A 12,443-nucleotide genomic window follows, 5' to 3' on the forward strand; every position below is an offset into this window, starting at 1 on the left:
CATGCCCCAGACCGGACCCCGCACCGCCCTCGTTCCCGACCAATGCGCAGGCCGCCGTCTGGACGCGGTGGTGGCCGAGCTGTTTCCCGAATACTCGCGCTCGCGGCTGTCGGCCTGGATCAAGTCCGGCGACCTTGTGGTGGACGGCGCCCCGGCGCGGCCGCGCGATCCGGTCCGCGGGGGCGAGGCCATTGCCCTGACCGTGGTGGAGGACGTGCAGACCCATGCGGTCGCCGAGGACATCCCGCTGGACGTGCTGTACGAGGACGAGCACGTCTTCGTGCTGGACAAGCCGGCCGGTCTGGTGGTGCATCCGGGCGCGGGCAACCCGGCCGGCACCCTGGTCAACGCGCTGCTGCACCGCGACCCCGGCCTCGACAAGCTGCCGCGCGCCGGCATCGTCCACCGCCTGGACAAGGACACCAGCGGCGTCATGGTGGTGGCCCGCACCTTGCCGGCGCACACCGCCCTGGTGGCCCAGCTGTCGGCGCGCGAAGTGCACCGGCAATACCTTGCGGTGGTGGTGGGCGCGCTGGTGTCCGGCGGCACCGTGGCCGCGGCCATCGACCGCCACCCGCGCGACCGCCTGCGCATGGCGGTGCGCGAGGACGGCAAGGAGGCGGTGACCCACTACCGCCTGCGCGAGCGCTTCCGCGCCCATACCGCGCTGGAGTGCCGGCTGGAAACCGGCCGTACCCACCAGATCCGCGTGCACATGGCGCATCTGAAGCATCCGATCCTCGGCGATCCGCTGTATGGCGGGTCGCTGAAGCTGCCGAAGGGTGCGTCGGAAGAACTGATCGCGGTCCTGCGCGGCTTCAGGCGGCAGGCGCTGCATGCCGAGGTGCTGGAGTTCGCGCATCCGGTCAGCTTTGATCCGGTGCGCTGCGAAGCGCCGGTGCCGGAAGACATGCGCGAACTGATGCGGGTGCTGCGCGAGGACGCGGCTGCGCACGCCGAAGCCGAGCGCGCCCGGCGATGACCGCGTTCCTCCCGGCCGACTGGCCGGCGCCGCCCGGCGTCCGTGCACTGACCACGCTGCGGCATGGGCTGGGCGGATCAAGGCCGCCGTTCGACAGCTTCAACCTCGGCGCGCGCTGCGGCGACGACCCGGAGGCGGTGATCGCGAACTGCCGCCAGCTGGAAGCCGCGCTGGCCCTGCCATCTGCGCCGCGCTGGCTGCGCCAGGTGCACGGCGTGGCGGTGGCCGTCGAGCCCGCGGGCGACGAGCCCGAGGCCGACGCGGCGGTGACCGCCACGCCGGGGACCGTGCTGGCAATCCTCACCGCAGACTGCCTGCCGGTGGTGCTGGCGGAGAAAGACGGTGGTGAACTCGCCGCCGCACACGCGGGTTGGCGTGGCCTGGGCGCCGGCGTGCTGGAAGCCACGGTGGCGGCGATGCGTACGCCGGCAGACCGGCTGGTGGCCTGGCTCGGCCCCGCGGCCGGACCGCAGGCCTATGAAGTCGGCGCGGAGGTCTTCGAAGCCTTCACTGTCCGCGACGGCCGCGCGCGGATGGCGTTCCTGCCCACCCGTCCCGGCCACTGGCGCGTCGATCTCTACACCCTGGCGCGGCAGCGCCTGTTGGATGCCGGGGTGACCCACGTCCACGGCGGCGGCCTGTGCACCATTTCCGATCCGTCCCGCTTCTTCTCGCATCGCCGCGACGGCCACAGCGGCCGCATCGCCACCCTGGCCTGGATCGCGCCTTGAGCGCGGCGCCGGCGGCGACGCTGTTCCAGCAGGCGCTGGGCGCGGCGTTCTACAGCCTTCCCGAGGCCGTGCGCCGCCTGCACGCGGTGCGCGGCAACGCGCGTTACGCCGGCATCGCCAGCGTCGAGCGCGGCCGCAACCCGCTGGCCCGGCTGTGCGCGCGCATCGCCGGGCTGCCGAAGGCGATGCGGGAGGTGCCGCTGGCCATCGAGTTCGACGCCGACGCCAAGCGCGAGACCTGGCGGCGCGATTTCGGCGGCGTGCGCATGCAGACCCGGCTTGCATTCAAGGGCGGCCTGCTGCGCGAACGGCTGGGGCCGCTGCAATTCCGCTACCGCCTGCATCCGGCCCGCGAGGCGCTGTGGTGGCAGGTGGCCGGCGTACGCGCGTTCGGGCTGCTGCCGCTGCCGTCCGGCTGGTTCGAGGGCGTGCGCTGCCGCGAGCGCGAGCACGCTGGGCGCTACGAGTTCCTGGTCGAGGCGCGCCTGCCCTTGATCGGCCTGGTGGTCCGCTACGACGGCTGGCTGGAGCCGTTGGCCGATGCCGAGGCGATCCGCCACGTGCCGCTCGGACGCCAGTTCGTGGGAGCGGAGCGCAGGGGGTGAGCGCCTTTGCCAGATCACGCAAGGACCATCGCGCCCCTGCGGTGCGCTCTTACGGATCGGGGGCGCTTGCAGGCGGCGATGGCGCCGCGGTCGATCCTTCCAGCAACCACGCCAGCTTGCGCGCCTTCGGCTGGCGCTTGAGCGCGTATTCGGCGCGCAACGCGCTGCCGCGATCCGGATAGGCGCGGCTGCCGAGCACGCATTCCGGTGGGTGCGAACGGGTGTACTTCGCGCCTTGGCCGGCAGCGTGCTGGCGGAAGCGACGCTCCACGTCGGTGGCGATGCCGGCATACAGGCTGCCGTCGCGGCAGCGCAGCAGGTACAGGTGCCAGCCCGCGGTCATCGCGGCGTGCGCGCCAACCGCCCCATCAGCACCGCGCTGCGCAGCGCCTGCCGCGGGATGCTCGCCAGGTCGACCGTCTCGCCGTCGGCGTGCGCGCGCGACCCGGCTGCGCCCATCCCGGCAAGCACGTCCGCGTCGGCGGCGACGAAGCTGGAATCGGCGGCGCCGCGCTTGGCCGGGTCCCATTCGCCCATCGTGGGCAGGCCAAGATCGGCGTTGACCTGGTTGAGCAGGGCAAGCAGCGCGCGATTTCCGGCGGTCGGCGCCATCGGCGGATAGGCATCCGCGAACACCAGCGTCGCGCCCGTCTTCGGCAGGTGCTTCGCCACGATCGCCTGCATCCGCGCCCGCGCCCGGGTCTCCTGTTCCGGCGTCAGCGCCCGCAGGTCGCCCACCGCGACCGCGCGTTCCGCAATGATGTTGGGCTTGCCGGCGGCGCTGCCGCGGGCGCCGTCCGGTTCGAGCACCGCCGGGGTGCCGCCGACCATGATCCCGGCATTGACGGTGAGGTTCGGTTCGGGGAGCTCGCGCCGGAATCCGTCGAGGATGCGCGCCAGTTCGTAGTTCGCACCGTAGCCTAGCGCTTCGCCGAAGACGCCGCTGGAATGGCCGGTCAGGCCGGTGGTGGTGAGCTCCCAGTCGGCCACGCCGCGACGTGCGATGGTCGCGTGGTCGCGGCCGCCATCGACGATCAGGCCCTCGTACTCCAGCGCCACGTCCGCCCATTTCCCGGCCGCGACCAGATCGGCGCGGGCCGCCGCCAGCGGCGTGCCGGCGGATTCCTCGTCGCCGGTCAGCACCACCTTGATGTCCGCGTCGCGCAGTGTGCCGGCGGCATGCATGGCGCGCAGCGCGGCGACGATGATCACCACGCCGCCCTTGTCGTCGCCGATGCCGGGACCGGTGGCGGTATCGCCCGTGCGGACGAAGCGCTGGAACGGCGAGTCCGGCTCGAACACGGTGTCCAGATGGCCGATCAGCAGGATGCGCTTGCCGCGCCCGTTGCCCGCGTGGGTGGCGACCAGATGGCCGGCGCGCCCGGTCGCGCGCATGTCGATCCACGCCACGTCGAAGCCCAGCGGCTCCAGTTCGGCGCGGACCATGTCGCCCGCCGCCTTCACGCCGGGCAGGTTGAGCGTGCCCGAATTCTGGTTGACCAGTCGCTCCAGCAGCGCGATCGCATGCGGCTGGTCGGCTTCGATCGCGGCCAGCAGGCGCTGCTCGTCGGCGGAAGGCGCTGCGCCGGCACAAGGGGCGGCGGACAGGGCGAGCAGCAGGCCGCAGGCCAGGGCGCGGGAGCGGAGCATGTGTCGTTCCGGGAGGGAAAGCGGCGACCATAACCCAGTCTCAACGGGTTGCGCGATTTGACTTGAATCACGGCGCGCGGACCGCATGTGGAGGACATTGGGCCGATAGCCCCCGCCAACAGGATCTCCGTCATGCGAATGGACAAGCTCACTTCGCGTTTCCAGCAGGCGATCAGCGACGCCCAATCGCTGGCCGTGGGCCGCGACCACACCATCATCGAACCCGTGCACCTGCTGCTGGCCCTGCTGGACCAGCAGGGCGGCGGCGCGCGCCCCTTGCTCGCCCAGGCCGGCGTCAACGTGCCGGTGCTGCGCGAACGCCTGACCGAAGCACTCGACAAATTGCCGAAGGTGACGGGGCAGGCCGGCAACGTGCAGGCCGGCAACGACCTGGTGCGCCTGCTCAATGTCACCGACAAGCTGGCGCAGAAGCGCGGCGATGCCTACATCGCCAGCGAGCTGTTCCTGCTCGCGGCGCTGGAGGAGTCCGGCGAGGCCGGCAAGGCGCTGAAGGCCGCGGGCGCCAACAAGGCCAGGCTCGAGGCGGCCATCGACAAACTGCGTGGGGGCGAGAAAGTGACCGACGAGAATGCGGAAGACGCGCGCCAGGCGCTGGAGAAATACACCATCGACCTCACCGCGCGCGCCGAGAGCGGCAAGCTCGACCCGGTGGTCGGCCGCGACGAGGAAATCCGCCGCACCATCCAGGTGCTGCAGCGCCGCACCAAGAACAACCCGGTGCTGATCGGCGAACCGGGCGTGGGCAAGACCGCGATCGTCGAAGGCCTGGCCCAGCGCATCATCAACAACGAGGTGCCGGAAGGCCTGCGTGGCAAGCGCCTGCTGAGTCTGGACATGGGCGCGCTGATCGCCGGCGCCAAGTTCCGCGGCGAGTTCGAGGAGCGGTTGAAGGCGGTGCTGAATGATTTGGCCAAGAACGAAGGCCAGATCATCCTGTTCATTGACGAGTTGCACACCATGGTCGGCGCCGGCAAGGCCGAGGGCGCGATGGATGCAGGCAACATGCTGAAGCCGGCCTTGGCGCGCGGCGAGCTGCATTGCATCGGCGCGACCACGCTGGACGAATACCGCAAGTTCATCGAGAAGGATGCCGCGCTGGAGCGACGCTTCCAGAAGGTGTTCGTCGGCGAGCCGTCGGTGGAGGACACCATCGCGATCCTGCGCGGGCTGAAGGAGCGCTATGCCGTGCACCACGGCGTGGAAATCACCGATCCGGCCATCGTCGCCGCCGCCACGCTCAGCAATAGGTACATCGCCGACCGCCAGTTGCCGGACAAGGCGATCGACTTGATGGACGAGGCGGCTTCGCGCATCCGCATGGAGATCGATTCCAAGCCGGAGGAAATGGATCGCAAGGAGCGCCGCCTGATCCAACTCAAGATCCAGCGCGAGGCGCTGAAGAAGGAGAAGGACGCCGAATCCAGGCAGCGCCTGGCCGACCTGGAGAGCGAGATCGTCGTACTCGAACGCGAGTACAGCGACCTGGAGGAAGTGTGGAAGGCCGAGAAGGCCACCCTGCAGGGCGCGACGAAGATCAAGGAGCAGATCGAGGCCGCGCGGCTGGAGCTGGAAGCAGCGCAGCGCAAGCAGGATTTCGCCGCGATGAGCGAGATCCAGTACGGCCGCATCCCGGCGTTGGAGAAGCAGCTGGCCGCTGCGCAGGAAGCCGAGACGAAAGGCTTCACGCTGTTGCAGGACAAGGTGACGGCGGAAGAGATCGCGCAGGTGGTCGCGCGCTGGACCGGCATCCCGGTGTCCAAGATGCTGGAAGGCGAGCGCGAGAAGCTGCTGCAGATGGAAGCGCAGCTGCACACCCGCGTGGTCGGGCAGGAAGAAGCGATCAAGGTGGTGTCCGACGCGGTGCGCCGCTCGCGCGCCGGCCTGTCCGACCCCAACCGCCCCAGCGGCTCGTTCCTGTTCCTCGGTCCCACCGGCGTCGGCAAGACCGAGCTGTGCAAGGCGCTGGCCGAGTTCCTGTTCGACAGCAGTGATGCGATGGTGCGCATCGACATGAGCGAGTTCATGGAGAAGCACGCCGTGAGCCGCCTGATCGGCGCGCCTCCCGGCTACGTCGGCTACGAGGAGGGTGGCTACCTGACCGAGGCGGTGCGCCGGCGCCCGTACAGCGTGATCCTGCTCGACGAGGTGGAGAAGGCGCATCCGGATGTGTTCAACATCCTGCTGCAGGTGCTGGACGATGGCCGCCTCACCGACGGCCAGGGCCGCACGGTGGATTTCCGCAACACCGTCATCGTGATGACCAGCAACCTCGGTTCGCACCAGATCCAGGAGCTGTCGGGCGGTGACAGTCCGGAGGCCTACATCCAGATGAAGGCGGCGGTGATGGGCGTGGTGCAGGCCCACTTCCGCCCGGAGTTCATCAACCGGCTCGACGACATCGTGGTGTTCCACCCGCTGGACAAGGTGCAGATCAAGCAGATCGCGCGGATCCAGCTGCGCGGACTGGAAAAGCGGTTGGCCGAGCGCGGCATCCGCATCGAGCTGAGCGACAAGGCCTACGACCTGCTCGGCAACGTCGGCTTCGACCCGGTGTACGGCGCGCGTCCGCTCAAGCGCGCGATCCAGCAGCAGATCGAGAACCCGCTGGCGCAGGAGATCCTGTCGGGCCGGTTCGCCAGCGGCGACGTGGTCAAGGTGGACGCCGAGGGCGGCAAGCTGGTGTTCGCCAAGACCTGAGCCAGATGTGCGCCGCGCCGGGCCGCGCGGATTGTGCGCGTGGCCCGGTGGCGCGCACCCAGAACGGGGTGGTGCACTGCGCCACAGGGCGTCGTTTCCGGGTATCCTTCGCGCTCCATCCATTTATCCGGATAGAGCGATGAATAAGTCAAGCTGGAAGCCCGAGACTATCGCCGTGCACGGCGGGTACTCGCCCGATCCCACCACCCGCGCGGTCGCGGTGCCGATCTACCAGACGGTTGCCTACGCCTTCGACGACACCCAGCACGGTGCCGACCTGTTCGACCTGAAGGTGCCGGGCAACATCTACACCCGCATCATGAACCCCACCACCGACGTGCTGGAGCAGCGCGTTGCGGCGTTGGAGGGCGGCATCGGCGCGTTGGCGCTGGCATCCGGGCAATCGGCGGTGACCTACGCCATCCAGACCATCGCCGAGGCTGGCGACAACATCGTCTCGTCCAGCGCGCTGTACGGCGGCACCTACAACCTGTTCGCACACACGCTGCCGCAGTTCGGCATCACCGCGCGCTTCGCCGATGCCAACAATCCGGAAGCCATCGCCGCGCAGATCGATGCGCGCACCAAGGCGGTGTTCGTCGAATCCATCGGCAATCCGCGCGGCAACATCACCGACATCGAGGCCGTGGCGAAGGTCGCGCATGCCCATGGCGTGCCGGTGATCGTGGACAACACGGTGGCAACGCCCTACCTGCAGCGCCCGTTCGACTTTGGCGCGGACATCGTGGTGCATTCGCTCACCAAGTACCTCGGCGGGCACGGCACCAGTCTTGGCGGCGCGATCGTGGATTCGGGCCGGTTCCCATGGGCCAAGCATGCCGAACGCTTCCCGCGCCTCAACACACCGGACGTGAGCTACCACGGCGTGGTCTACACCGAGGCACTGGGCCCGGCGGCGTACATCGGCCGCGCGCGCGTGGTGCCGCTTCGCAATACCGGCGCGGCGATCTCGCCGTTCAACGCGTTCCTGATCCTGCAGGGCATCGAGACGCTGGCGCTGCGCATGGACCGAATCAACGCCAATGCGCTGGCGGTGGCCAACTATCTCAAGGCCCATGCCAAGGTCGCGTGGGTGAATTACGCCGCGCTGCCGGGCCATCCGGAACACGCGCGGGTGCAGAAGTACCTGCGCGGGCACGGCTCCGGCGTGTTGACCTTCGGCCTGCCGGGCGGGCGCGAAGCGGGCGCGCGTTTCCTCGATGCGCTGCAGCTGTTCACGCGGTTGGTGAACCTGGGCGATGCGAAGTCACTGGCCACGCACCCGGCCTCCACCACGCATCGCCAGCTGGACGCGGCGGAGTTGGAGAAGGCGGGCGTGTCGCTGGACACGGTGCGCCTGTCGATCGGCATCGAGCACATCGACGACCTGTTGGCCGACCTGGAGCAGGCGCTGGCGAAGGCCTGAGCCGTGCCGCCGCGCGCCCCGGCTCCGGGGCGCCGGCTTAAGCGTTGGCGGGTTGCGCGGGCGGCTGGCGCAGCGCCCGATACGGCGGCGTCGCCATCACCATTTCGGTCAGCGAGTAGGCCAGTTCGCGTTCCGCCAGCACGGCCGCGTCCGCGCCGTGCTGCAGCAGGTGCTTGACCTGGGTTTCGCTGTGCGCGCGGGCCAGCACGCTGAGCGCGGGATTGACCGCCTTCAGCCGCTCGATCGCCTCGCCGGCTTCCAGCGCCTGCGACATCGCGAAGATCGCCAGGTTGGCGCGTTCCGGGGCCGCTTCCTGCATCACCCGGCGATTGGCGACGTTGCCGCGGACGGTGGGGAATCCGCTGGCCCGGGCCTGCACCACCCGGTCGGCGTCGTCCTCGACCACCACTACCGGCACACCACGCTCCTGCAGCAGCTGGGCCAGCTGGCTGCCGACGCGGCCGTAGCCGACCACGATCGCATGGCCGCCGATGTCCACCGGCACCACGTCCGGCTCCGGCGGCGTGTTGGCGAGGACGCGCGCGTCTTCGCGGCGCTGCCAGCGATCCAGCACCATGAACAGCAGCGGGTTGAGCATGATGGTGATCAGCGCGCCGGCCAGCACCAGATCGTGACCGTCCTTGGGCAGGATCTTCAGCGACAGGCCCAGCCCGGCGATGATGAAGGCGAATTCGCCGATCTGCGCCAGGCTGGTGGAGATGGTGAGCGCGGTGGAATTGGGATGGCCGAACGCGCGCACGATGGCGTAGGCGGCCACCGATTTTCCGAACACGATGATCAGCGTGGTCGCCAGCACCTGCAGCGGGTGTTCGATGAGGATGCGCGGATCGAACAGCATGCCGACCGAAACGAAGAACAGCACCGCGAACGCATCGCGCATCGGCAGCGAATCCTGCGCGGCCTGGTGGCTGAACTCGGACTCGTTGAGCAGCATGCCGGCGAAGAACGCGCCCAGCGCGAAGCTCACCCCGAACAGTTCGGCCGAGCCGAACGCCACGCCCATCGCGATCGACAGCACCGCCAGCGTGAACAGTTCGCGCGAGCCGGTGCCGGCGATCCGTTCCAGCACCCACGGGATCGCCCGGCGACCGACGATCAGCATGAAGGCGACGAAGGCGGCGACCTTGCCGAAGGTGATCGCCAGCGCCTTGACGATGTCGGCGGCGCCGACCTCCCCGCCGCCGCCCAATGCGCCGGCCAGCGCCGGGATCAGCACCAGCGCGACCACGCAGGCCAGGTCTTCCACGATCAGCCAGCCCACCGCGATCTTGCTGCGGCGGGTATCCAGCAGGCGGCGCTCCTCCATCGCCCGCAGCAGCACCACGGTGCTGGCGGTGGCCAGCGAGAAGCCGAAGATCAGCCCTTCGATATGCCGCCAGCCCATCAGCTCGGCCATGCCCCAGCCCAGCAGCGTGGCGACCGCGATCTGTCCCACCGCACCGGGAATGGCGATGTTCTTCACCGACATCAGGTCGCGCAGCGAGAAATGCAGGCCCACCCCGAACATCAGCAGGATCACCCCGATCTCCGCCAGCTGCGGCGCCAGCTCCGCATCACCCACGAAGCCGGGCGTGTACGGCCCGGCCAGCACCCCCGCCAGCAGGTAGCCCACCAGCGGCGACAGCCGCAGGCGGTTGGCCAGCGCGCCCAGCCCGAAGGCGAGCACGAAGCCGAAGACGAGCATGGCGATGAGCGAGGTGTGATGCTGCATGGGTGCTCCGCGGGGTCGATGTCCCGATGATCGCACGGGCGGGAGACGCGCCGGAGGCAAAAACGCCCCGGAAATCCGGGGCGTCGGGATGAAAAATGAATGCGGGTTCAGTTCACCATTTGTAGGCGACGCGTCCGTAGACGTAGCGGCCGTTGAAGCCGAAGGGCGAGTACAGGCTGTACGGGAACATGCCGAAAGTGGAGTTGGCGTAGGTGTTCTGATCCGGATATTCGTCCAGCGCGTTGTCGGCGCCCAGCGTTGCCACCCAGTGCTGGTTCGGGCGGAAGTTCAGCGACAGGTCCAGCGTCCACTTGCCGCCGTAGGTCTGGTCCTGCGCCGGGTTGCTGGCGTGGCGGGCGGTCACTTCGCCGTAGCGGGTCGCGCCGGCATTGAAGTCCCAGCGCTGCAGGTTCCAGCCGGCGGTCAGCGCGAACTTGTCGCGCGGCGAGCCCTCCTCGATGCGCCCGCGTTCGTCGCGGCCCATGCGCTCCAGGTTGGCGCCCAGCGCCGACAGCGCCGCCGGGTTCGGCGCGATGCGGGTCACGTCGGTCTTGTTGTAGTTGTAGCTCGCGGTCAGGTTCAGGCTGCTGGCGGCCAGCGGCACGTTCCAGGTGCCGACCACGTCCACGCCGCGGGTGCGGGTGTCGATGGCGTTGTTGAAGTAGCGCGCGCTGGTGACGTTGGTGATGCCCAGCCCGGCCAGCAGCGCCTGTGCCGCCGCGTTGTTGGCGATGTTGAGGTTGGACGAGAGCACGATGCGGTCGTCGATCTCGATCCGGTAGGCGTCGACGGTCAGGTAGATCCGCTCCGCCGGCTGCAGCACCAGGCCCAGGCTGTAGGACAGCGAGGTTTCCGCTTGCAGCGGTTCCGCGCCCAGCGCTTGTGCGGCTGCCCCTGCGGCGGGGAAGGTGCCGGTCTCGTAAGCGACGCCGCTGGTGATGTTGGTGGTGACCGCCTGGTAGTGCTGCTGCGCCAGCGACGGCGCCCGGAAGCCGGTGGCAACGGTGCCGCGCAGGGCAGCCGCCTCGGTGAACGCGTAGCGTGCCGACAGCTTGCCGGAAAACTGGTCGCCGAAGTCGGAATAGTCCTCGTAGCGGCCGGCAAGGCCTGCGGAGAACTTCTCGGTGAAGTCGCCTTCAAGGCCCGCGTAGACCGCGTAATTGTGGCGCTCGTAGTTGCCAGCGTTGCGCGGCGTGAACCCGCCAAAACCCTGCGCGCCGGAACCGAAGTAGGAAGCCGGTTCGCCCGCGGTCTGCTCCCAGCTTTCCTGCCGGTGCTCGGCGCCCAGCGAGAGGGTGGCCGGATACTCCAGGCCGATGTTCACGGCCTTGGAGAAGTCCGCGTTCACCACCTGCTGGGTGTACTGCAGCGCGCCGTCGTAGAAGCTGCGCGGGCTGGCGGCGCCGAGGGCGTAGTTGATGGTGTTCTGGGTGCGGAAGTCCAGCCGGCTGTCGCCGAGGTTGTAGCTGAAGTCCCAGTTCCAGCCGCCTGCGCTCACGCCCTTCAGGCCCACCACCACGCTGCGGTCGCGCGCGTCCTGGTTGATCTCCGGTACGTAGCCGTTCGGGTAGACCTGCGCAAGCAGCGCGCCCTGACCGTTGTGATTCTTCGAGCGGTAGAACGCGAATGAGGTGATGTCGCGCGCGCTGGACATCGCGCTGACATAGAGGCTGTTCTCGCCGATCTTCAGATCGGCATTCAGCGAGAGCGCCGAGTGGTCGACATCCGGGTCGCCCAGCTTGAACGCCTTCTGCCCCACGCTGGGGAAGTTGCCGGTGTTCGGCGCGCTGCCCTGGTAAGGGCCGGAGCGGTTGGTCATGTCCTGATGGCCGGTTTGCGCCGCCACGTGAAGGGTGCCGGCGCCACCGCTCAGGGTCAGGCCCGTATCGCCCGATAGCTGCCACTGCTTGCCGTCGCCCTCGGAATACTGGCCGCCGCCGAGGGCGATGCTGCCGCCTTCGCCCGAGCCCTTGAGCACGATGTTGACCACGCCGCCGATGGCGTCCGAACCGTACTGCGCGGAGGCGCCGTCGCGCAGCACTTCCACGCGCTCGATGGCGGCCACCGGGATGGTGTTCAGGTCCACCGCCGACGAGCCGCGGCCGATGGTGCCGTTGACGTTCACCAGCGCCGAGATGTGCCGGCGCTTGCCGTTCACCAGGATCAGCACCTGGTCCGGCGAGAGTCCGCGCAGCTGCGCCGGGCGCACCCCGCTGGTGCCGTCGGCCATGCCGGGGCGCGGGAAGTTCAGCGAGGGCAGGGCGCGCGCCAGCGCGGTGGCCAGCTCGGTGGTGCCGGTCGCCTGCAGCGTTTCCGGGGTCAGGATGTCGATCGGCGACTGCGATTCGGCCACGGTGCGGTCGGCCACGCGGGTGCCGGTGACGATCAGGGTGTCGAGGGTGCGGGCGTCCTTGCCGGCGTCCTGCGCCAGCGCCGGGGTGGCGGCCAGCAGCGAGGACAGGGCGAGCGCGAGCGGGGAGATACGGGGCATGGGGGGCCTTCCTGGTTCGGTGACGACAGTCACCTGTTTAACACCGGCTTAACCCCGCTGCAAACAAGCCCGCGCCATGCGGACATGCGCTAAGGTATGGAGATTCGC

At 69.3% G+C, this 12,443-nt stretch carries 9 protein-coding genes; 5 read left to right on the plus strand and 4 right to left on the minus strand.

Features of this window, described 5'->3' with window-relative positions; translation table 11 throughout:
* Position 1 precedes the first annotated feature (1 nt).
* The 3 genes from rluD to SPK54_RS04100 are packed head-to-tail and all read left to right on the plus strand — an operon-like array spanning position 2 to position 2,318.
* On the plus strand, positions 2-982 hold the full coding sequence (rluD, locus tag SPK54_RS04090; RefSeq protein ID WP_330946653.1) for a 23S rRNA pseudouridine(1911/1915/1917) synthase RluD: 981 nt from the start codon (positions 2-4) through the stop codon (positions 980-982).
* Positions 979-1,713 carry a peptidoglycan editing factor PgeF gene (gene pgeF / locus SPK54_RS04095; protein WP_330946654.1) on the plus strand — a complete coding sequence of 245 codons (735 nt, stop codon included), beginning with the start codon at positions 979-981 and terminating at the stop codon, positions 1,711-1,713. Before rluD ends, pgeF begins: the two co-directional genes overlap by 4 nt.
* Positions 1,710-2,318, plus strand: coding sequence for a DUF4166 domain-containing protein (locus SPK54_RS04100; RefSeq protein WP_330946655.1), 609 nt, complete (start codon positions 1,710-1,712; stop codon positions 2,316-2,318). Before pgeF ends, SPK54_RS04100 begins: the two co-directional genes overlap by 4 nt.
* 49 nt (positions 2,319-2,367) lie before the next feature.
* On the opposite strand, the gene SPK54_RS04105 is transcribed toward SPK54_RS04100, so the two are convergent.
* Together SPK54_RS04105 and SPK54_RS04110 are read right to left on the minus strand one after the other, a co-directional pair.
* Positions 2,368-2,661, minus strand: a complete 294-nt coding sequence (locus SPK54_RS04105; RefSeq protein ID WP_330946656.1) for a GIY-YIG nuclease family protein — start codon at positions 2,659-2,661, stop codon at positions 2,368-2,370.
* Complete coding sequence (locus tag SPK54_RS04110; protein WP_330946657.1) at positions 2,658-3,968, minus strand: M20/M25/M40 family metallo-hydrolase; 1,311 nt, start codon at positions 3,966-3,968, stop codon at positions 2,658-2,660. The genes SPK54_RS04105 and SPK54_RS04110 overlap by 4 nt, the downstream gene beginning before the upstream one ends.
* A 132-nt stretch (positions 3,969-4,100) precedes the next feature.
* Between SPK54_RS04110 and clpB the strand changes: the two genes are divergently transcribed.
* Complete coding sequence (clpB, locus tag SPK54_RS04115; RefSeq protein ID WP_330946658.1) at positions 4,101-6,686, plus strand: ATP-dependent chaperone ClpB; 2,586 nt, start codon at positions 4,101-4,103, stop codon at positions 6,684-6,686.
* Positions 6,687-6,825: 139 nt separating this feature from the next.
* On the plus strand, positions 6,826-8,112 hold the full coding sequence (locus SPK54_RS04120) for an aminotransferase class I/II-fold pyridoxal phosphate-dependent enzyme (protein ID WP_330946659.1): 1,287 nt from the start codon (positions 6,826-6,828) through the stop codon (positions 8,110-8,112).
* Positions 8,113-8,149: 37 nt separating this feature from the next.
* Here the strand turns inward: SPK54_RS04120 and ybaL are convergent, their stop codons facing one another.
* Entirely contained in the window at positions 8,150-9,844 is a 1,695-nt protein-coding gene (gene ybaL / locus SPK54_RS04125) for a YbaL family putative K(+) efflux transporter (RefSeq protein ID WP_330946660.1), read from the minus strand.
* Positions 9,845-9,956: 112 nt separating this feature from the next.
* A complete protein-coding gene (locus tag SPK54_RS04130) occupies positions 9,957-12,335 on the minus strand; it encodes a TonB-dependent receptor (RefSeq protein WP_330946661.1) in 2,379 nt (792 codons plus the stop codon).
* Positions 12,336-12,443: the final 108 nt, after the last annotated feature.

The organism is Thermomonas sp. LB-4 (genome assembly GCF_036409385.1).
Taxonomy (GTDB): domain Bacteria; phylum Pseudomonadota; class Gammaproteobacteria; order Xanthomonadales; family Xanthomonadaceae; genus Thermomonas.